Source organism: Symmachiella dynata, assembly GCF_007747995.1.
Lineage (GTDB): Bacteria > Planctomycetota > Planctomycetia > Planctomycetales > Planctomycetaceae > Symmachiella > Symmachiella dynata.
Map to the genome: position 1 here is coordinate 3,638,946 of NZ_CP036276.1, position 22,313 is coordinate 3,661,258.

The 22,313-nt window shown below is 55.6% G+C and carries 15 protein-coding genes; 8 read left to right on the plus strand and 7 right to left on the minus strand.

Annotated features, from left to right (window positions below):
* Window positions 1-55: 55 nt before the first annotated feature.
* Both Mal52_RS14000 and Mal52_RS14005 read left to right on the plus strand, forming a co-directional pair.
* Window positions 56-811 (plus strand): DUF1559 domain-containing protein, encoded by a 756-nt coding sequence (locus tag Mal52_RS14000; protein WP_145376825.1) that lies wholly within the window; start codon window positions 56-58, stop codon window positions 809-811.
* Between the two features lie 130 nt (window positions 812-941).
* Window positions 942-1,703, plus strand: coding sequence for a DUF1559 family PulG-like putative transporter (locus Mal52_RS14005; protein WP_197534910.1), 762 nt, complete (start codon window positions 942-944; stop codon window positions 1,701-1,703).
* 4 nt (window positions 1,704-1,707) lie between these two features.
* Here Mal52_RS14005 and Mal52_RS14010 read toward each other — a convergent pair whose 3' ends face one another.
* Entirely contained in the window at window positions 1,708-2,409 is a 702-nt protein-coding gene (locus Mal52_RS14010) for a DUF2306 domain-containing protein (protein WP_145376827.1), read from the minus strand.
* Between the two features lie 349 nt (window positions 2,410-2,758).
* Here Mal52_RS14010 and Mal52_RS14015 point away from each other — a divergent pair, with 349 nt between their 5' ends.
* Window positions 2,759-3,271 carry a hypothetical protein gene (locus Mal52_RS14015; protein WP_145376828.1) on the plus strand — a complete coding sequence of 171 codons (513 nt, stop codon included), beginning with the start codon at window positions 2,759-2,761 and terminating at the stop codon, window positions 3,269-3,271.
* Between the two features lie 638 nt (window positions 3,272-3,909).
* Here the strand turns inward: Mal52_RS14015 and Mal52_RS14020 are convergent.
* Together Mal52_RS14020 and Mal52_RS14025 are read right to left on the minus strand one after the other, a co-directional pair.
* Window positions 3,910-5,109 (minus strand): FG-GAP repeat domain-containing protein, encoded by a 1,200-nt coding sequence (locus tag Mal52_RS14020; protein ID WP_145376829.1) that lies wholly within the window; start codon window positions 5,107-5,109, stop codon window positions 3,910-3,912.
* 31 nt (window positions 5,110-5,140) lie between these two features.
* A complete protein-coding gene (locus Mal52_RS14025) occupies window positions 5,141-6,466 on the minus strand; it encodes a hypothetical protein (RefSeq protein ID WP_145376830.1) in 1,326 nt (441 codons plus the stop codon).
* 234 nt (window positions 6,467-6,700) lie between these two features.
* Between Mal52_RS14025 and Mal52_RS14030 the strand changes: the two genes are divergently transcribed.
* The gene (locus Mal52_RS14030) at window positions 6,701-8,380 is read left to right on the plus strand and encodes an alpha-keto acid decarboxylase family protein (RefSeq protein WP_145376831.1); all 1,680 of its coding nucleotides are present in this window, start codon (window positions 6,701-6,703) and stop codon (window positions 8,378-8,380) included.
* Window positions 8,381-8,687: 307 nt separating this feature from the next.
* Here Mal52_RS14030 and Mal52_RS14035 read toward each other — a convergent pair whose 3' ends face one another.
* A complete protein-coding gene (locus Mal52_RS14035) occupies window positions 8,688-8,957 on the minus strand; it encodes a hypothetical protein (RefSeq protein ID WP_145376832.1) in 270 nt (89 codons plus the stop codon).
* A 457-nt stretch (window positions 8,958-9,414) separates the two neighbouring features.
* Here Mal52_RS14035 and Mal52_RS14040 point away from each other — a divergent pair, with 457 nt between their 5' ends.
* The 4 genes from Mal52_RS14040 (at window position 9,415) to Mal52_RS14055 (ending at window position 15,198) form a co-directional block, all read left to right on the plus strand.
* The gene (locus Mal52_RS14040) at window positions 9,415-9,741 is read left to right on the plus strand and encodes an OadG family protein (RefSeq protein ID WP_145376833.1); all 327 of its coding nucleotides are present in this window, start codon (window positions 9,415-9,417) and stop codon (window positions 9,739-9,741) included.
* An 89-nt stretch (window positions 9,742-9,830) separates the two neighbouring features.
* Window positions 9,831-10,952, plus strand: coding sequence for a sodium ion-translocating decarboxylase subunit beta (locus Mal52_RS14045; RefSeq protein ID WP_145376834.1), 1,122 nt, complete (start codon window positions 9,831-9,833; stop codon window positions 10,950-10,952).
* Window positions 10,953-11,058: 106 nt separating this feature from the next.
* Window positions 11,059-12,849, plus strand: coding sequence for a biotin/lipoyl-containing protein (locus Mal52_RS14050; protein WP_420824951.1), 1,791 nt, complete (start codon window positions 11,059-11,061; stop codon window positions 12,847-12,849).
* A 213-nt stretch (window positions 12,850-13,062) separates the two neighbouring features.
* Entirely contained in the window at window positions 13,063-15,198 is a 2,136-nt protein-coding gene (locus Mal52_RS14055) for a penicillin acylase family protein (RefSeq protein WP_145376836.1), read from the plus strand.
* A gap of 87 nt (window positions 15,199-15,285) precedes the next feature.
* Here Mal52_RS14055 and Mal52_RS14060 read toward each other — a convergent pair whose 3' ends face one another.
* The 3 genes from Mal52_RS14060 to Mal52_RS14070 are packed head-to-tail and all read right to left on the minus strand — an operon-like array spanning window position 15,286 to window position 22,215.
* On the minus strand, window positions 15,286-16,026 hold the full coding sequence (locus Mal52_RS14060) for a hypothetical protein (protein ID WP_145376837.1): 741 nt from the start codon (window positions 16,024-16,026) through the stop codon (window positions 15,286-15,288).
* A complete protein-coding gene (locus Mal52_RS14065) occupies window positions 16,023-19,778 on the minus strand; it encodes a hypothetical protein (RefSeq protein WP_145376838.1) in 3,756 nt (1,251 codons plus the stop codon). Before Mal52_RS14065 ends, Mal52_RS14060 begins: the two co-directional genes overlap by 4 nt.
* Before the next feature lie 43 nt (window positions 19,779-19,821).
* Window positions 19,822-22,215 (minus strand): VWA domain-containing protein, encoded by a 2,394-nt coding sequence (locus tag Mal52_RS14070; RefSeq protein ID WP_145376839.1) that lies wholly within the window; start codon window positions 22,213-22,215, stop codon window positions 19,822-19,824.
* Between the last annotated feature and the right edge of the window lie 98 nt (window positions 22,216-22,313).

Here is a 22,313-nt window from a genome sequence, read left to right on the forward strand (position 1 = left end):
AACAAGGATAATCTGGGGGGCGGATGTCTTAAAACCGTAAATTGGAGGCGCATCGATGAGCAGACGTTCCTCTTCTGGTGGTTGCGGCGTAATCAGCCGAACGGCGATAATTCGTCGACGGGGGTTCACGCTTGTTGAATTTCTTGTGGTTCTTGGCATCATCGCGATTTTAGCTGTGCTAATCTTGCCCGAAATGTACTGTGGTAACGGACACCGGACGATGTGCCGGAACAACCTGAAGCAAATCGGGTTGGCGATGCACATCTACCATGATGTCTATGGCAGTTTTCCTCCCGCCTATACGGTCGATGCGGACGGCAAGCCACTGCATAGTTGGCGGACGTTGATCTTGCCGTATATGGACCATCAGACGGTCTACGACAAAATTGACCTGTCTAAACCGTGGGATGATCCAGCCAATGCGGAGGCGCGGGGAACGGTTGTGCCGGTCTATATTTGCCCGTCGACCGAATTAGAGCCAACGCAGACTGTGTACTTGGCTGTGGTCACTCCGGACAGTTGTCTGCGCCCCAACGAACCACGAACGATTTCTGAGATCACTGACGGCACGTCGAATACGATCTTGGTCATGGAAGCGCCCATGAACGCAGCAGTCCCCTGGATGGCCCCCTGGGATGCCGATGCCCGGTTGATGTTGAGTCCGAAATCCGAGGACGATTTGCATCACACTGGCGGGAGTTATCACCTCTTTGCGGATGGGAGTGTGCAATTCATCTCCTCCGACACGGAGACTGCGACGCTTCGAAGTCTGACCACCCCGGCCGGTGGTGAGGAAGTCGGTGAATGGTGAAGCTGTAGGCCACTGACGCGCGAGGTCGTACCATGATCCTCCAGCCTCTGAATTGTTATTGCGGTTCAACCGCCAGAATTAGATGATGTGTGAAGCGGCGGTCTTGAACCCAACATTCGGAGACGCATCGATGAGTGGCCAGCTCTTATTTCCTCGTGGCAGAATTGGATCCTGTGCGGCGCGAATGCGTCGGCGGGGGGGCACGCTCACGCAACTATTGGTGGTTTTAGGTATTATTGTCGTGATCATTGCGCTGCTATTACCCAATTTCCGTCGTGCCCAAGAACTAGAGCAGCGTTCGCAGTGCCGGCGCAACTTAAAACAAATCGGGGTGGCATTGTACGAATACCACGATATTTATGGTGGCTTCCCCCCCGCCTATACCGTTGATGCCAACGGTAAACCGCTGCACAGTTGGCGGACGCTGATTTTGCCGTATATGGACCAGCAGGCACTCTACGACAAAATCGACCTGTCGAAGCCGTGGGATGATCCAACGAATGCTGAAGCTTTTACGACGGCAATGGATGTTTATCACTGCCCAATGGCCGATTTGGAGCAGGGGCAAACGGTCTACTTAGCAGTCGTGACGGCAGAGAGTTGTTTGCGCCCAACGGAAATGCGGCCAATCTCGGAAATCACTGACGGCACGTCGAATACGATGGTGGTGATGGAAGTGTCTGTCAAATATGCCGTTCCTTGGATGGCACCGTGGGATGCCGATGAACGGATTGTGTTGAGCCCCAAGCCCGACGACGACTTGCACCATCATGGCGGGAATTATTACATCTTCGCTGATACAAGCATTCAATTCCTTTCGTCCGAAACGGAGACTGCGACTCTTCGCGATCTGATATCCGCTGCGGGTGGCGAAACGGTAGGTCCATTCTGACTTGTTAGCCAGTGGCTCGAGCGACAGTCCCCGTCTCATCTTTGGCGATCGGGGTTTCAGGGTCACGCGGCATTGTTGGCTTACGGGGCCGCAGCGTCTCATAAATTAGCAGCGGGACGGTCCAGCTCAGCCAGGAGGAGAGCGGATAAATCCACGGGGCGTCGGCGGCGGTCACGATCGTCAGGCCCCCCATCACGCGGATCACGACCGCCGAGCAGAGCAACACGAAGCAGCGCTGCATCCAACGTTGGTGCACGGCAAATCGCCGCTGTACCGCAGCCCGCCAGCCCAGGGCGACACACAATCCGGTCGCAATCGACAGCATTGCAAAACTACTGCCCGCCATAGCACCGGTCATCGCCCACCGCGCCATCCACAGCCCACTGGGGGCGAGAAAGAACAGAACACACACCGCTTGCACTCGCCCCAAAATGCGATGCCAGCGGGGAAAGCGTAGGCGGAACCGATTGCTCAATAGAATCACGCCTAACACCAGTGTCACTGGCCCGGCGAAGATATGGACGTAAAACGCCCAGGCATAACTGCCATAAAAATACGGTTCACGGCCGAAGAGAAAGTCGGCATGGAAATCAGGCGGGACGTAGTCGCGATAGCTGACCAGCGTGAGGACGACGACCTTAGCGATCAACAGGCAAGTCAGCCCGGTGAGCAGACGTCGTAGTGTGATGGTAGAAAGGTTGGGCATGCCGAGCGACTCGGTTGCGTAGGAAATGGTCAAGAAACCGCTGAGAAATTATTTGGGGGCAAATTGTACCACATTTTGTGTAGGGCAGGCTCCCGCCTGCCGTGGGGGCGTTGCCAGCGGTTTGTAAGGGACGGCAGGCGGGAGCCTGCCCTACGGTCTTTGGGTTGTTGGTTGCGTGATTTCGGTTAGCCGTGGGAGCATGCCGATTTTGAAGTTTTCACTAGAGGTGATATGCTAAGACTTATCATATCACGTGGTGCCGTTCGTAGGGCAGGTCAAGTCCATTAGTCAATTGCAGGTCGATGATCACGAATGGCAAAGTCTCCCCTTTGGAATTGTGAGGAACCTGATGTTGCATCCTACCCAAGGCGATGGATTTCGGATTTCCACATCGCATTGCCGGCCGGTGCTCATGGCACAATTTGCCGTAGGGCTGACCATTTGGCTGGGAACGTTGAGTTACCTGTTCGTTTTTTGGATAACCACTCTGGGCGGAAATGGTTTTTGCACGACCTGGGGTTGCCGACCTTCCTTCGAGGTACTGCCGTTCCTCCACACCTTCTGGCTGCTCGCATTCCTTCCGCCAGCATGTTTCGCAGCGTCCGTCGCGCCACCGAAACTCGCGCGGCGAATTGCTTTGGCGGCATTGGTTCTGGGGATTGGCGTGGGAGTCTATGACACGATCCTGTGGGCCGTGAAAATGGCGGAACGGGGCGCCTACATTCAGCCGTTGGAGTACATTCAGAGGTGGGGTTACCGGCTAGCCACGTCCGTCGTGGACCTACCACTGCTGGCGCTTCCTGTTGCAGCGGGTCTGGCGTGGTACATTGCTCACCGTCGCCTGACAGGCTCGTCAAAGTGAGATAAAAACCCTTCTCAAGTACGGGACGGCTTGGTTTACAATTCAACCCAGCCCGGCCATCCACGTTTATACCAACTCTGCTTTCGTAACCATTTTTCGTAAGTCAAATAGATTAGACGTAAACCCGATTCCTGTCGTTCCTGGCAAAACGAATCCAAGAGTTGAAACATTATTTCAATGACTGGCAAGTGGTCTTCGCAAGCCTCCAACTCTTTTCGCGGGGAACGAGCCTTGGGAAAAGCGAGCTCAAGAATTAATGCGGTCCAGTGTAGATTATTTCCATCATCGACTTTCACGATTAGCCATTCTCGAAAGCCTGCTAGGAAGCTGCCATTGCTGGCCATGTCGGCGCCGTCAATGAAAGAAGCGACCGTGTCAAACGTCACGCTGGGAAGCCACATTTGTGGAGCCTGTCGAACACGGTCGAGGGCAAATGGCAAAGACAATTCAATCTCCAATGCAGATATGGGGCATTGCCTGCGGTGCGATAGGGACGGCAGGCGGGAGCCTGCCCTACGGTCTTTGGGTTGTTGGTCGCGTAAATTGCGGCTTCTTGTGATCCTGCGCCCACACCGATTGCTATTCGCAATCGCGGCCACCCGTGTGCTATTTTCTGCCTACTGCCTACTGCCTACTGCCTACTGACCGGGGTTCTCGTACCAGATCACGCCGAGGTCCTCCCGCTCCTCGCAGGTCATGACATCCAGGTCGCCGTCGCCATCGATGTCGCTTGTTTGAATCAGATCGAACTTCGTGCCGGTCGGGCCGCTCAGGGTATGTTGTTTCCAGGTGATTTCGCCGGCGTCGGTTTGGTGTTGCTCCATCCAGACGATGCCGGAGACGTTCTTGGCGTTTTCAAAGGACAACACAATATCGGCGCGGCCGTCGTTATTGATGTCGGCGATGGCGGTGGATTTTCCGGTGCCGACATTTTTGGGGAACGGAATTTGTGAGGTTTCCCAGGCGACTTGCTTTCCTGGTTGGCGGCGGTGCCAGAGGATTTGTCCGGGCTTATTGGGAACAACAACATCGCTGAGGCCGTCTCCATCGACATCGGCGTCATCCAGAAACATCACCTCGCGGTTGCCGGTGCCGATGGGGTGTTTCGTCCACGGTTTGGTCAGAGGGCCATCGCTACCGGGGTGCTTTAACCAAAAGCAGCCCCGCCCTGCTCCGCGGCGGTCGCTGGCGAGGATGTCTGTGTTGCCATCGCCGTCGATGTCGGTCCAGATTAGCGACATGATCCAACCGGCGGGGCAGATTGTGTGTAGTTTCCATTGGTCCAATTGCCGCGGATCTTTTGGGGCTTGTAGCCAACCGATCAGACCCTGCTTGCCTTTGGAACCGACGATGAGATCCACACCATGCTTGCCGTCGACTTGGGCGGGGACACAAAACATCCACTGTGCGCGGTTTTGCGTCACGGGAATGGCGGCGGTGCTCCAGGCGGATGCATTGAGGTTATCGTTCGTATCGCTCGGTGCCCAATGCACAAAGATGGTCCGTGTTTTGCCTTCGCAGGCACTGATGACGTCGACGGCGCCGTCGTTGTCGAGATCGGCGAAGACGGCGTCTTCCGGAGCGGCGACTTGGCCGATGGTGACGGCGGGCCATTTGCCCCGTGCCTTTGCATACCCGGGATGATGATAAACACGGACGATACCCCCTTCTTCCCAACCGGTCGTGATGTCGAGCAGGCCGTCGCCGTTGATGTCAGTCAGTCGTACACCGTCAGCGCCGCGGGAGGAATCATCGATCGTATGACGCCGCCAAACGTCGTCGGCATAGGCGCTACCGGCGCTGAGAAATGTCATGCCGATAAAGAGTAGGAGTCGCATGTTGATGACTACGCTGAAGGTTCGGGATTGTTCAAGCGGTTTCGGCGGCGTCGATCGGCCGGGATTCGGGGATCATCCAGGCGATCAACGTGGTTAAGATGGCGGAGACGAGAAACGTGCCGCAGACGAAGTAGTAATTCACTTCGTGGTTCTGTTGAGATTGTTGGTACATTTTCATCAATCCGACAGACGTGCCGGTCCAGGTGATCAGTAACAGCATGGCTTTGATGGATGGTTGCTTGGTTCGATAATTCGCGGTGACGGCGACGGCGGTCCCGAGACTCATGAGTGCGACGATAACCCACCAGGTGCCGATGTTGTCACTGAAATAGACCTCTTTCCCGTCCCGCAGCAGGCGGCCAATGGCACGCATCAAATCGAGGCCGAATGAATAGACCGTGAGTGTGACGGCGATGTGCCAGCCGAAGAAGTTGGAATTCAACACCAATCCGGTCAGCACGGCCAATTCGATGACCATAATAAACAGCACAGGGACGGTGAAATGTAGTCGGTGGACGGTGAGTACCAGAATGGCTCCCAAAAACAGAGCGGGGAGAAAAGGCGTCTGTTTGGGAACCAGTTCGGGCGTGGGCGTTGCCGGTTCGGCCAGTTGGTCACGGTTTAAATAAGCGGCTAGACCCAGTCCGCTGCCGAGCAAAAACCCGAAGCTGAATTCCATCCCCTTCCACCAAGAGAAAGAACGATACGGCGGTTCGAGACGGGATCCGATGGCAATCAATTGTCCGCCCAGTCCAAAACCGAGTCCCCCAAACAGCAAGCCCCACATGGCAAATGAAGCAGGGACTTTGTTGTCACTGGAGACAGCCAGGGAGGCAAGCAGAGCGAGGCCGCCCAACAAGAGCCCGGCCCATATTTCCGCCCGCGGTTTGTCCGGGTCGGAGAAATAAAAGTAGGGATGTCGCGGCACATCTAAGTAGGCCCAACCGACAAAGGTGGCAGCCACCATGGCCGTCATGGCAAAGAGAATCTGCTTGGTTGTAAAACGGTCGCGCACAAAGGCGAGCCCCAAAACGGCGCCGCCGAGAAATCCCCAGACAGCACCTTTGACCGCCATTGCAAAAGAGCCCCACAAGTAGGTCTCCTCGACACGTGACAGGCCGATCGTTTGTCCGTAGGTTTGATGTCCGCCAATACCGATTCCCAGTGCGCCCAGGCAGATGATGAAACCGACGGAATTGCGGCGATTTAAAAGTTGGCACAAGACCAACGAGACCATCGCACCGGGAATCAGCGCGCCAACGGGCCCTCCGCCGATCGTTCCCCGCAGTCCCCAACCGAGGCACATGGCAATGGCGGGATAGATGAAAAACAGTAGCGGGGAATATTGGGAACGCATGGAAGGACGCCTTGCACGTACGAGGTGCTCTCGGGAAAAACAAGAGGATGCAAAATTATCTAAGTTTGGCGCTGCATTTACCTTACGGAATTACAATGTCTGGCGTAAAGCGTTGGATGAAAATTGTGGATTCTGAGGGTTGCGCAGCGTCGCCCCTTGACCCTACCCTGTTTTCGACACAGAATTCCTGCAGACGGGACCGCGGTTGATGAACCCAGACAGGAGGTGGCTGAGATGTCGACGAAGATGGCGACGAAACCCCGCAAAAATGCCAACGAAGAAACCTTGCCGACGATCGGCGGGTATTTGATACGGCGACTGCAGGATTACGGGCTGAAGCACATTTTTGGCATTCCAGGCGACTTTGTGCTGCAGTTTTATAACTTGTTGGAGGAAAGCCCGATTGAGGTGATCGGTGCGACACGCGAAGACTGCGCCGGATTCGCTGCCGATGCCTATGCACGCGTCAACGGACTGGGCGCTGTTTGCGTGACCTATTGCGTGGGGGGCTTGAGTACATGCAATTCGGTGGCGGGTGCCTATGCCGAAAAATCGCCGTTGATTGTCATTAGCGGTGCGCCGGGCATGGAAGAACGTGTCTCCGATCCCCTGCTGCATCACCGCGTCAAGGATTTCAATACGCAGCATGAAGTCTTCGACAAGATCACAATCGCGTCGGCGACATTGGAAGACCCGTTGACGGCGTTTCGCGAGATCGACCGCTGTTTAGCGGCAGCGGTCCGTTATAAGCGTCCGGTTTATCTCGAACTCCCCCGCGACCGCGTCCAGACTCAGGCACTCTTTCCTCACGAACCGCAGGAAGACAAACTGAGCAGCCACAAGCAGGCACTGACGGAGGCATTGGCTGAAGCGGAGAGGATGATCAACGGTTGCAAGCGTCCGGTGATCATTGCGGGTGTTGAGATGCATCGCTTTGGCTTGCAGCAAGAAGTCGTGAAGTTGGCTGAGAAAAACAAGATTCCGATGTGCGCCACGCTGCTCGGAAAATCAGTCGTCAGCGAAACGCATCCGCTTTATCTCGGAATCTATGAAGGAGCCATGGGCCGGGACGGAGTGCGAAAGTTCGTCGAAGAGAGCGACTGTGTGATTCTGCTCGGGACGTTCATGACGGATATCAATCTGGGAATTTATACCGCGCATATTGATCCGGGACAGTGCATTTACATCACCAGCGAAGGGCTGCGGATTCGGCACCATCATTATCGCGACGTGCAGCTCAAGGATTTTGTCAAAGGGCTGGTCAAAACCGATTTGAAGCCACCGAAGCGCGAGATTCCCGACTCGGTCCGACCGGTCGCAAAGAAATTTGAGTTGCAGCCGGAGAATAAAATTACGCAGCAACGGCTATTCGCGCGGATCAATGAATTGCTGGATGACAATATGGTCGTGGTGGCCGACATTGGCGATTCGCTGTTCGGGGCGTCCGATTTGACCATCTATCGCCGCAGTGAGTTCCTCAGCCCGGCGTATTACACGTCAATGGGCTTTGCGGTTCCGGCCGCCCTGGGCGTGCAATGTGCCAATCGTAAGTTGCGGCCGTTGGTGATTGTCGGCGACGGGGCTTTTCAGATGACCTGTTTGGAACTCTCCACGACGTTGAAACATGGTTTCAACCCGATCGTGTTGGTGCTGAACAACAAGGGTTATGGGACCGAGCGGTTCTTGCACGAAGGCCCGTTCAACGATATTCCAAACTGGGCCTATCACCGCATGTCGGACCTGTTGGGCGGCGGCTGGGGATTCGAGGTGCATACCGAAGGCGATTTGGACAAGGCGCTGCACGCGGCGTTGGCAAACAAAGATGCGTTCAGTCTGCTGAACATTCACCTGGAAAAAACCGACGTCAGCCCGGCTTTGACGCGGTTGGCGGAGCGGTTGTCGAAGCGGATTTAATCCCGCCGCGAATACCGGTCAGCGCATAAAGAAACAGGGACGAAAGTCAAACTCCGGAGAGTTGGCTTTTGTCCCTGTTATCCTTTGCGTTGCAAGATCGTTCAACAATGGTCGGAAGCTGTTAGGAAAACCGACCGTGCCGAGAGTGATCCTGCTGCAAAGGGTTCGTCCCCCCCGAAGCCGCGACGTCTTTCACTAATAGGTCGATTAGTGCTGTCAACCGCGACTTACGAGTTACTGCGTTATGAACGAAGTGAATAGGTATCTAAGTGGGAGGACGGGATAATGTTTGATCGTGTGAAACGCATCAGTTCCCAGGTTGGGGTGCTGGCGGTTCGATGTCGATGCCTTCGGCCAAGCCGGCTTGTTCCAGCTTGTATTGTTCGATGGCGTTGATTTGGTTGGTCAGCTGATCTTCAGGACCATGCGGGTAATATTGCATGTCGTCGCGAAGATAGTAGGCCGACGGCAAGGTTTGTCCGCCGACTGATGTCTGGCAGCCCACGAATGTGCAGGTCATCAGTGCGCAGCCCACCAAGGCGACTACCGGACGAGCAGCGTGACGAAGAGCTTTCATGGTTAACTTTCTGAATAGTCGTTCGAAGTATCGGTATCGCGTTCGGTCGACGAATCGCAATCCCCAAATGGATCACCCAGCGACTGGAACAAACGGTTCCGGAACGTGAAATGGCACAACGACAGGTTCAAAACTCGGCTCACCGTTTTTTGATTCCTGCTTGATAGGAATATGTATCGACCGCTACAGCCGGGAACTTCGACATTTTCGACAAAATCGTTATGGTTTGATGCGAAATAAGATGGGCGGCAAGCAATTCGCCCCAAAGCGAAGCTAGATTCACCGGCAATTGTCCGGGAAATTTACGTTTTGCGATGGCGGAGCGCGGGTCTTAGGATTTCGCATCAAGCGTCTCGACAATGCAAAATTGGCTGGTTAAACTCGGAATCCTTTTACATTCCAGGTGCGCTGCAGGACCATCGAGCGGCCGGATTGCTGTTCATAGGAATAGAACATAATGGATTTTGTGCAATTTTATGCGCTGGCGGCAAAGACCGAGGCGTTGCAAGATCCCGCCAAGCGGGGATTAAACAATATCGTTCACGGCGATTTTAACGGCTTCTTGGTTGCCGCGACCGGATTGTTGATCGTCTTTTTGGCGTTGACGCTCATCTCAGTATTTATCTCATTGTTGCCAAAAATTCTTGACGCATTGGCCTTCATGCTCCCGGCCGAGCACGAGCATCATTCTTATGCGCCGGCTGCGCGGCAGACGTCCGACAATGAGAAAATCGCTGCAGCCGTGGGGTTCGTCTTGCACGAGATCCACTCAAAGCAGCCATAGCAATCGACGGACGAATAGCTTGCGGCTGTCGACGTATCCCCCCTCCTTCGGATCACCAGATAAAACAGAGACGTAAATCAGGGACTTGCATGGAGATTTTCAATCAGTTTTTGCAGTCGACCGGGTTCGTGAATCTTACGCTCGGCAATGCTGTCATGATCTTTATCGGGATCGTGTTTATCACGTTGGCGATCGTTAAAGACTACGAACCGTTATTGCTCGTCCCGATCGGCATGGGAATTGTGGTTGGGAACATTCCACCGGTCGAAGGCATGCCTTTGGGGGTTTATGACGAGGGGAGCGTGCTCAGCTACATCTATTTTGGGGTGAAGCAAGGAGTCTTTCCTCCGCTCATCTTTCTCGGCATCGGGGCAATGACCGACTTTTCCACGATGCTTTCCAATCCCAAACTTGTGCTCTTAGGCGCCGCTGCTCAATTTGGCGTGTTTTTAACATTGTTGGGCGCACTCTACTTGGGGTTTACGCCGCAACAATCAGGAGCAATTGGAATTATTGGAGGGGCGGACGGCCCGACGGCGATTTTCTTGTCCGCCAAACTCGCGCCGGAGTTACTGGGAGCGATCTCGATTGCCGCCTATTCCTACATGGCGCTCGTGCCGGTGATTCAACCGCCCATCATGCGGCTGCTGACGACCTCTAACGAACGCAAGATTCGCATGCAGTCGACACGCGACGTGACGAAGCGAGAGAAAATCATCTTTCCCATTGTCGCGTTCTTAATCTGTGCATTGCTGGCGCCGGGAGCGATTGTGTTAATCGGCATGTTGTTTTTTGGGAACCTGCTCAAAGAGAGTTGCGTGACCGACCGTCTGGCACAAAGCGCCCGGACGTCGATGATCGATATCGTGACCATCTTGCTCGGATTTTCCGTCGGTGCCAGCACGCAAGCTCAAACGTTTCTCAAAGGGGAGTCGTTACTGATCTTCGCGTTGGGAGCGACGGCCTTTGGCGTAGCGACCGCTTGTGGGGTGTTATTCGCCAAATTCATGAACCTGTTCTTGCATCATAAAATCAATCCCTTGATCGGTGCTGCGGGGGTCTCGGCTGTGCCCGACTCAGCCCGTGTGGCCCAAATGGTCGGTTTGGAAGAAGGGACCGACAATCACCTGTTGATGCACGCCATGGCGCCCAATGTGGCCGGCGTGCTCGGATCGGCCGTTGCCGCTGGCGTGCTGTGGTCTGTCTTGTGAGCCGGACCTGGCTTAGCGTCGCCGCTCAATCGGATCGTTTTCGCTCCTCGAATCAAACGTCATTTTAGCTGAAGAGACGAATCACGTGACTAAAAAAGTCGACTTCATGTGTACCGCGTTCCGGGATGGATTTCAGTCCGTCTACGGTGCCCGCGTTTTGACCGAAGATTTCCTGCCCGCGGTGGAAGCCACACGCGACGCCGGCATCAGCTATTTCGAGGCGGGGGGCGGAGCGCGATTCCAGTCGTTGTATTTTTATTGCAACCAAGACGCCTTCGACATGATGGACCAGTTTCGGGCCGTGACTGGGCCTGACGCCAATCTGCAGACGTTGGCGCGGGGCGTGAATGTTGTCGGCTTGGAGTCGCAGTCCAGCGACATCATCAAATTGCACGCGGAGTTGTTCAAAAAGCACGGCATCACCACGATCCGCAATTTCGACGCGCTCAACGATGTGCAAAACCTTGTTTACAGCGGGCAGTGCATTGTCGATGCCGGTTTGAAGCATCAAATCTGTGTCACGCTCATGGAACTCCCTCCGGGGTGCAGCGGCGCGCATGATGCGGCGTTTTATGCGAATCGTCTACAGCAGATACTAGATGCTGAAATTCCGTTTGATTCGATTTGTTTCAAAGATGCATCCGGAACAGCGGTACCCTCCAAGGTTCATGAAACGATCAAAGCCGCGCGGAAAATGCTCCCGCCGGAAACGTACATACATTTCCACACGCACGAAACCGCGGGAATTTCGGTGCAGTCGAACATCGCCGCATTGGACGCCGGCGCCAATGCCATCGACCTGTCGATGGCCCCTTGCTCCGGGGGGACCTGTCAGCCCGATATTCTGGTGATGTGGCACGCACTCCGCGGTTCAGAGTACACGCTCGATATCGACATCGACAAGGTGCGCGAGGCTGAAGAGGTCTTCAAGGATTGCATGAGCGATTACTTCCTGCCTCCCGAAGCCACCACGGTCGAACCGCTGATCCCCTGGAGCCCCATGCCGGGGGGAGCTTTGACCGCCAATACACAAATGATGCGCGACAACGGGATTATCGATAAGTATCCCGATTTGATCAAAGCCATGAGTGACGTTGTCCGCCGCGGCGGGTTCGGAACATCCGTGACACCCGTGTCGCAGTTCTATGTCCAACAGGCGCTCAATAACGTCATGGGGGAACCGTGGGCGCGCATTGCGCCATCGTACGGAAAAATGGTGCTGGGTTATCTTGGGAAAACCCCCGTTCCGCCCGATCCTGAGATTGTCAAAATCGCGTCGGAACAACTTGGCTTGGAACCGACCACACGTTCGCCGCTCGAGATGAACAATGAGGATCCCGAAAAAGGCATTGCAGTCGCCCAAAAGGTGCTCGAAGCAGAAAAGCTGCCGACCACCGACGAGAATATTTTCATTGCTGCGACCTGCGCTGAAAAGGGAATCGCGTATCTGAAAGGAGAGGCGACTGTCGGAGTGCGAAAAGTCGACCCCACGCAGTCCACCGCAACAGCGGCGGCCGCCACGCCGGGCAAACCTGCTAGTTACAATGTAACTGTGAATGGCGAAACGTTTGCTTTGACCGTCGATGGCAACAACGCCACCGTCAATGGCCGCTCCTATCAAGTCTCCCTACAAGCATCCGACGCCCCAGCGGCCGCCACTGCGGGAGCACCGGCTGGAGGCGCGCAAGTCGACGTCAATGCCTCAATGCCGGGCGTGGTGCTCAGGATTCCCGTCCAGGTTGGCGACGCTGTGAACGAAGGGGATGTCCTGGTCGTCTTGGAAGCGATGAAAATGGAGATCAACGCGACCGCGCCCTCTGCAGGAACAGTCGCCAGCATCGTCGTTGCCCAAGGGGACCACATCGCCAATGGCCAAAAATTGGCGACGATTTCATAACCTCGAACGAGCGTTTGGTGGCGTGAAGCTAAATGATAGGTAGGCGCAGGATCACCGAGTGCCGGCGGTTTCAGACGGTCACTAAGGAATTTTCCAGTCCGTAAAGCTTGGCCCTGCGGGGCTGTGTCGGTTACAGTGAGTGGACGGTCTTTTTTTAGACCTTGGTGATTCTACTGGTCCGCATCTCGGCCCCACGTCCTGGAGTATAGTGACATGCGTTTTCGTCTGTGCATTTTCGTTGCTGCCTTGCTTGTGACTCACCTAGTCGAAATCGGCATCGCTGCTGAGCGCACGGTGACGATTCATCGCGATAAATGGGGCGTCCCGCATATCTATGGAGCCACAGCGGCCGAAGGGGCTTATGGACTGGGCTATGCACAGGCCCAAGATCGTTTGAAGGACATTCATATCAGCCTGCGGACTGGCTTGGGGACGATGTCTGAAGCGTTTGGGAAAAAGTATCTCGAACAAGACTACATTATGCGGCTGTGCCGCAATGCGGAGTTGGCCGAGGAATCCTGGAAGACGTTACCGCCGCATCTCAAAGAAATTGCCGAGAATTTCACGGCGGGAGTCCAAGCATATTCCGACGAGCATCCTGAGGCGGTCCCCGAATTCGCGGTCGAATTAGAACCTTGGAAGATCCAGACAATTGGCCGGGCCATGATTTTGCGGTGGCCATTAGGGACGATTCAGGACGATCTAAAAAACGGAAAAAAACGTGAGCAGCCCGCCCAGCGTTCCAACCAATGGGCGGTCTCCCCATCGCGCTCAGCGGACAACGTGGCGATTTTGCTGTCCGACCCGCACCTGACTTGGGAAGGGTTGGCGGTCATGTATGAAGCCCGCGTGCATGCGGGGGACTTGCACATGAACGGTTATTTCTTGATCGGCTCGCCGGTCATGGGGATCGGACACAACCAGCACGTCGGCTGGGCATTGACGACAGGGGGCCCCGATACGTCGGACGTTTATGAGATGAATGTCCGGGTGAACCCACTGCTGGAGTACGAATACGACGGCAAGTGGCGCAAATGCGAAACGACCGTTTTTCCGATCGCAGTCAAAGGCCAAACACCCGCCATCCGTCCCGCGGTCTATACACACCTCGGCCCATTGATCACCCCGCCGGACCTGAAAACCGGCAAGGCTTTTGTCGGTGCCTCGCCCTATCTTGAGCAGACCGGCCTGTTCGAACAATTTTATCGCATGGCGATGTCCAAGAACGTGCAAGAATTTTATGACGCCATCGGCATGTGTGAGTTCAACGAGCAAAACATCATGTTCGCCGACACGAACGGGGACATCGGGTATGTCCGTAGCGGAGCGACGCCGATTCGCCCCGATGGCTACGATTGGAATCGGCCTGTGCCGGGCAATACCTCGAAGACCGCTTGGAAAGGCAAACATTCCATCGACGATCTGGTGCACATTTTTAATCCGCCGCAAGGCTACATGCAAAACTGCAATATCAGTCCGGAAAACATGATGGTCAATTCACCACTCAAACCGGGCGATTATAAGGATTACATCTACAACGTATCGTGGGACACGAACAATCCCCGCGGATTACGGACCGTGCAAATGTTGGATGCGGACGATTCGGTGACCCGTGACGAAGCGATCGCGATCACGATGGATGTGCAGGACTATTTTGCCCCGCAATGGAAACAGGAACTGGAGTTAGCGGTCAGTGCCGCCGGGCAAGAGAAGATGCAGGACGAGGAATTCGCCAGGGCGGTCAAAGCGATTCTGGCTTGGGATGGCCGGTTCACGGCCGACAAAACGGCAACGTCGCTGTATAAATTCTGGCGGATTAAATGTGGTCAAGAAATGAACCTCAAGCCGATGATCGGCGGCGGTCATCTGGGCGAGGAACAACAGGCCCAACTCCTGGAATTGCTGGCGGAAACGATGGCGGAGTTGAAGTCGAAACATGGACGCTGGGATGTCGCCTGGGGCGAGATTCACAAAGTCGGCCGCGAAGGACAATACTTTCCCGTGGGAGGCGCGGAATTTCGTTCCGGGCCGAAAGAGGCGAACTTCTCTGAAACGCTGTTTGACGTGAACACACACGAAGACCCCGCCCTGCCCGGCAAGTACGTCGCCCACAACGGGTCGATGGCGATGATCTTGATGTTCTTTCACAAAGACGGCATCGAATCGCTGACCTGCACGCCGTGGGGCCAAAGCGGCGATCCAACTTCGCCGCACTTCATGGACCAGGGAGAACACCTGTATTCCAAACGGAAAATGAAGCCGACCTGGTGGGCCGAAGAAGACTTGAAGAAGAATGTCGAATCGACCACAGTCCTAAAAATCGCCGCTGCACCCACATCAAATGAGTAGGTCATGCTGTGCATGACGAAACTCGCAACGGGCACACCTGCACTAAGCAACGTCAAACATCGCACACGATACGCTCCAACAACCCACTCAGCGGTTTTGCCCACCGCGACGGCGTTGGCCGAGGTCTTCGTAATACTTACGAACCTCGGGAGCGTATTTGGGTAGGTACTCTTCGCTGAAGTTGTTGAGCAACCGATTGCGGATCGCTTCGGGGAGGTGTCCCCAAATGTCTTTGAGCATGCGTTTGCGGGCCGCCTCGGCGCGGGCTTTTTCCGCTTTTGATTTATCGAACCGTTCCTCGGTTTCTTGGCCGTCTTGGGGACGCCGTTCGGTTTTCTGTTGTTCTTGTTGCTTTTGTTGTTGGTCTTTTTGCTGCTGGGTTGTGTCTGGTTTTGGTTGTGGTTTTTTGTCGTTCTGGGGCGGCGGCGGTTGGTTGTTGGGATTGGGGGGTGGCGGCGGGGGCTGATTTTGCAGCAGTTCAATCAGTTGCGTCAAATCGTCGAGCACTTTTTGCTGCAGTTGTTGCGTTTCTTGTCCGGGCTGCCCTGCTTCGATGCGCTGGCTGACGTCGCGCATCTGATTGACGGCGCGATCCAACACCTCGCCCGGCTGTTGCTGCGCGTCCTCGGGAAGCAGCGACTCCTCTAATTCTTTGTCAATCGCTTCATCCCGCGGTGACGCTTTGGGTTCTGCATCCTTGGCAGCGGGCTCGGTCACAGCGGGCTCGGTCACGGCGGGCGGCTGTGATTCGGTCTCGTCTCCGCAAACCGGCAGTCCACTTAATGCCCACGCGAGGTATAGGCCAGCGGTCAGATGGATTCGGTTCATTGTTTGAGCTCCAGAACATCTTCTTCGGCGGCCGGTTCTTCGATGATCGATTCCTCGGTGGCCGGCTCTTCTTCGACTGGCTCTTCTTCGGCCGCTGCTGTGATTTTTGTCAGGTTGCGAGTCAGGTCGGCCAATTCTGTTTGTTCCAACGCGAGATCCTGCAAGGCTTGTTGATTAGCCGGTGTGATTTCGTCAGCGGCTTCTATTAGCGCTGCCAATTCGATCGTCCGCTCCCGCAAGTCGCTTTGCATTGACTTGAGAACTTTGAGTTGCGACAACTGCGGAATGCCATCGGTCGGCGGGCCGCCTTGTGCGCCGCCGGGGCCGGGACCTTGCTGTTGTGGGTTCTGTTTGTTCTGCGGGGCCTTTTTCTCCGGTTTGAGGGCTTCAACAAGATCGATGAAACGCTGCTTGGCTCGCATCGCGTGACGCTGCGTCGTTTCGTCGGCTTGCCGTTCAGATAATCGCACGGCCGCCCGGTCCATGTCGCGCGCCGCTCCTTTGAGGGCTAACGCAAAAACTTCGGCGGCGGTGAGCGTCTCTCGCAGTTTTTCGGTCTCTGATTGCAATCCACGTTGGACTTCGGTTAAGCCAATCAACGATCGCAATGTGCCTCGCGACCATTTGCCCTGTTCGGCATAACGGCCTTGCAGCCGTGCGGTTTCGTCGATCACCCCTTGCTGCCGTGGAATCATGGCTCGTAATTCATCGGCGATTTTTTCCAATTGTTCTTGTGCCAGTTGTTCTTCCGCTTCACGACGCTGTTGGGCCAATTCCCGCTGCGCTTGCTCCATATCATCCAGTGCCTCTTGAGCCTGTTCGGCGGCGGCGATGGGGTCGTCTTTCTTGAGTTGTTCGGCGGCCTGTTGTTGGCGGTCGGCGGCGCGGGCGGTCGCATCACGGCCCTTTTGAATTTGCAGTCGGCGCAGACGCCGCGTCATTTTCTGGGCTTCTTCGCGGAGTTGTTGTTGTTCTTTCGCCAGCTTTTTCAGTTCCTGTTGCCGCTCTTCGGGATCCTGCAGGTCCTGCGCTTTCTCGATTTTGCGCATCAGTTCTTTTTGACGATCCTTGAGTTCGGCGAGTTTCTTTTCCTCTTGTTTGAGCTTTTTGACCATCTCGGCCGTATCGGTTTGGCGGCGATTGTGCAGTGTGTCTTGCAAGTCTTGCAATTGTTTCAGCAATTCCCGCTGGTTTTGCATTGCGGCGCCAACGTCGTTTTTCTGGAGTTGCCGTGCTGCCTCGCGCATGTTGGCGGCGGTGGATTGTTCTTGCATCTGCTCGGCGACTTCCTCAAGCAACTGGGACTCAGTGGAGTCTTGATCCGCTGACGACTTTCGCGTTTCCTCGACTTTCGATTTCAATTGATCGAGTCGTTTGGCAGCTTGTCGTTGACGTTCGCCGAGTCGTTGCAGGTCCGTTTGTTCCTGCTTGGTTAACTCCGCGGGGAGTTTGGTGAGTGTTTGCTTGCCGAGCTTTTCTGCATCCTGATTCAGCTTCTGCTGCGACTCGACCAATTGCTCAAGATCGCCAGCTAGGTCACGATGCGTGCGCCACTCGGCCATCTCTTTGAGTGCAGCGTTGAGCGACTCCGCAACGATCTGTTGATTCTTCTCCGCTCGCTCCAGCGCCTGCTGTTGTTCAGCTGTGGCATCTGCAGATTTTTTGGGGGGATCGGTTTGAGCATTGTCGTTGGCGACTTTGCTTTGTTCGCGTTTGCGGACGGCTGTTAGGTCTTCTTCAATCTGGGGTAGGTTCTCTTGGCCGAGGCGTTTGAGTTCCTCATCCAGCTTGGTCATCCGCCGGGTGGTTTTCGGATCGTCGATGGCATTGTCACGGATGTCGTTGAGGAGTTGCTGCGCACGTTTCCGCACACCGGTTTCCGCGTCGCTCAGTTTTTGGGCTGCGCGTCGTTGGGTCATTTCCGTTTGCTGCAATGTATCAACGTCCTGCGGCCGCAATTCGCCTGCTTCATTGAGTTGAATCTGCAGTTGCCGAACTTGCTGGTGAGCGGCGTCTTGTTGTTTTTGGGCCAGCTCCAAATCGGCCATGATGTCTGCTTGTCGGTCGGCCAACTCCTGCTGTTTCTCTTCGGAAGTGACCACGGTAAAGATCCGCGGCAGACTTTTGCCGACATGCTCCTCACCCAAGTCAAAGGCATCGGTCGCTTCGGCATGCAGAGTGATGGTGTCGCCCGGTTTGAGATCCATCGTCGATAGGTCGAATTCATAAGTCGCCGACTGATGTTGGGGCCTGGTGGAGTCGTTGAAAACCGAAACCATCTGCGGCTCCGTTGCTTCGGCATCATCCGCATCCTTGGTTACGGTTTGGGCACCGGTGTGCATCTGCGGTTGTGTTGCATCAGCATCATCCGGATTTTCGGCGCCGGATTTGGAACCAGTGTGATAGACGAGGCGGATTTCCTTGAGACCCAAGTCATCCTTGGCGACCATCCGCAACGGAATCTTGGCGACGGCGGTCACACGGAGATTGGTGGTCGGATCCGTGATTTCGATTTCGGGGACACGATCTTCGATCCCCCGCAGCTCGTAATGCCGGCTTTGTCCGCTGTCATGCCCTTCGCGATCGCGGAAAGCTAACCAATAGATCGAATTGCCTGGTTGCGCAATCGTAAACTCAGCGCCGAACGTCAGGCCCTCCGGGCCAAGCACGAGGGGTTGCGATTGTTCATAGACGTGCAAATGGGCATCCACCAACGGTTTGTCGGCGCGGGCTTTGGTGGTCACTGTGGTGCCCAGGAGTCCTTCTACGTGTCCTGTTCCAGCAGGGAGGTCGACACTGGGTTGCCCCAAATACTCCGGCGGCGTCAGCGTGATTTGCAGATCTTCTAAATTGGGAGGGACAATGGCCTCGATCGTGAACCATGGCATCTCCAGATCATCTCCCGCTTCGACACGGAATTGAATCGGGCCTTCCAACACCAACAGACTGGAGACGAAGACGTCGCGGGGTTGATCCTCCCGGTCGGTGATCGATTGGGCACTGAGTTGTTGCGACGTTTCCTGCTTGTCGGGAAATCGAAAGAAAATCATCCCGTTATCCGGCAGTCCGCCCCGGGCGTTGTCGATGTGGAGGGTCAGGGTTTCACCAATGGCGATGCGTAGCGGTGTCTCTGGGGAATGGACCGATTCAAAATCGTCTCCCAGAATCCGCAATTGCGTTTGTTTAGGCCAGTTTGTATCCGACAGCGGCAAGACCATCCGCTTGAAGGCAATCGAGGCATCCGCGCGATTCAAACCGACCAAAACCGCCGTCGCCAAGCAGACCGCAGTTGCCGCCAGCATGATCCGTTTGACGTTGCGCGTTTGGACCACTTCGTCGAAGTCGACGTTTTGTAGGTGTTTGCTGGTTTCGTTCACAACCTGCTGTTGCAGTTCGGGGGAACCCAGTGCGGGATCGATGTCGTGATTGAGGAATTGTACGGTACTGGCCAGACTGTCCTTCAGTTCTGGGTGCAGGCGTTCAATCCGCAGCGCTAAATCGAGATCATTCAATTGGACCAGCAACGGCGCTATTAACCGACGATAGGCAATATAGGCGGTCGCGGCGACAACCGTTAGGCTGAGAATCAAGCGGACACCGGAGTCGCTGAAGCGAAACAGCCAATCCGCGATGCCAATGACGGCAATCGAGCCGACAAACACCGTGATCAGCCAGGAGACGCCATTGACGAACAGCGCGCGACGTACGCGTTGCCGTAGTTCGCTGAGTCGCGTTTCCAGTGGAGTGAACATCGTACTGTCGTTTCCCTCGCGTAACGTCAAAATCCAACGTTCATCATACCAGTCGCAGCCGTTTCCGCAAAATCCATTCCCCGCACAACAAGCCGACAAACAGAGCAAACGTGAGCCAGAAATTCCAAAGTTGTTTGGGAGCTTCGGTTTCCAAAGGAACGGGATTACCGCGCGGAACAGCCGCCAAAACGTCGTCGGTTTCCAACAATGTATGGTACGCGCCGCCGGTGATCTTGGCAGCCTGAGTCAATTCGGGGACGTCCATTTTGACGGTACGCATTTCGCCCATCGGCGAGGTGACGCGAAAATCGACGCTAGGGGGTGCGTTTTCAAACGTGGGTGAGGCAATGAATGCGTGATAGGTCCCTTCAACGGGATTCGCGAAGGTCCCTTCAAAAATGGTCGGCGCCTGAGGCAATCGCTTGAGGTCCACCTGTCGCCGGGGCCCTCCGTGCTGTTGCACGACCACTGTCACGGCGGTCTCTGAGGCGGAAATCAAACGGTCGTCGAGAAAATTCACACGAAACTGAACCGGTGTGCCGCGCATATATTCCTTGCGATCAACCGTCAACTCCGCACCACGATCTCGGCCGAGCAATTTGGATCGGCTGAGGTAGCGAATGACCTGGACCCAATACCGGCCAAAATACAAATCCCCCACACGGTACCGCCAACGCCATGTTTCATCGGTGGCATGAAAAATCACCTTGCCGCCGCCGAAACGGTGCATGGCGATGATGGGGATCTCCTCGTTGCCGGAATCCGTTTGGGGATGCACGGCAAATGCGACCGCGCCGCGCTTCAGCCGGACGGACTCGAACGCCCACATGAACGGCGGCAAATCTCTCCAGACCTGTTCGTCGTCGCGTTCGTTATCGGTCAGACGGAAAATCGATGTTCCTTTGCGGCCATCAAGCGTCACCACGGGTCGAAAGCCGTCGCCGATGAGGGATGGGTTGTCTTTGCGGACCGCGTCGGAGACTTGTACCGGCAACAGGTCTTCTAGCGGCGTCCCCCGGTAACCGATCGGGTTGTGCTGCGTCCCGGCGATCATCAACAGCCCACCACTTTTTTTGTTGACGAATTCCTGCAGTTCCTGCTGCGTTCTTTCCGTGAGAAACGCCAAGTCCATGTCGCCAAACAAGATCACATCGTAGGAGAACAGGTCCTCTTCGTTGACGGGAAAATTTTGCAGGGCGGTCCGATCCTCGTCCGCATACTCCGCATCGGCGTCTTGCAGAACAGTCTTTAATTCGACCGTCTTTTCCCGCTCTAGCAAGGTTTTCAAAAAGCGGAATTCATAACGCGGCAGGGAATCGGCCAGGAGCACGCGGATTTTTTCTTTGCGAACGCTCACGCCACGGACTTGGCGGTTGTTCTCGGTGTTGGCCTCTTTGGGAAGCAACTGCACGTCGACCACATATTGAAACTCACCAACTTCGGGCGGCGTGTAGGTCAATTCCAATTTCTGGGTGCGTTCGTCGGCATCGAGTTTAATCCGCTCGGTCGTCAGCGCGTCTCCGGTCGATTCGTCTCGAAGTGTGACCGACACGGTTTTCCCGGCGTAGCCCCGCGCACTCAATGTATATAAAAAGGTGATGGGATCATTGACGAACGCGACGTCGTCAACCTGGACGTCGGTGATTTCCAAGTCGCGAACCGGTTGCGCGTCCCCCAGTCCCAGCGCGAAAATCGGCACTCCCTTGCGGCGGGCGAAAGTCGCTGCGGCGGAGAGTTTTTCCCCTTCGGTCGTGATGCCGTCGGAGAGCAAAATGATGGCCGTGGGTGGCGCGCCGCGCAGATCGTTCAACACCGACCTTAGCCCCTGCCCCAATTGCGTCCGGTCTCCTTCGGCTTCCAAGTCCCGCAATTGCGGTAGGACTTCGTCGACATCCTCGGGTGTGATGCATTCGGCGACCTTGGTGGCAGCCCCAGCCAATTTATAAATCCGTAATTTATGCCGCTGCAACAAGCGCTTAAGAAAAGCCCCTTCGTCACGCAGCAAAATCGCTTTACCGACATTCAGCGGCGTGACTTCTTCGTAGTCAGCGGCGTCTAATAGCGTGCGTGCGGTGGAACGTAGGTCGTCATCCTGGTACGGGTCCGCCGCCGTCATACTACCGGAGTTGTCCAAAATCACCACGGCATACGGCAAGCCGGTGCGATCGACCGACAGAAACGCGCTGCTCAGCATGAACAGCAACAGAAAAATAGCGCCCAGCCGCATCGCGACCAACAGCCCCCGCATCCACCGCGAAGCTCCGGTGGCATCGCGGCGATAAACCAGGATCACCACGGCAACAGCGGCCACAGCGAACAGCAACAACACCCAATCGGGCCAAGGAAAGTCACTACGATATCTCCACGACGTCCCCTGCCCCGCCCCTGCGGGGGGGATCTCAAGCAGCCATTCCATGGTCTTTTGCAGCGGGGACATACGGCGATCGTTCCGTGCGAATGAGTGGGGACGTCCCTGTATTTGTATACGAGCAGCCGGTTCGCGGCAATCGCGGGGGGTGGGTTTCCGGATTCTGG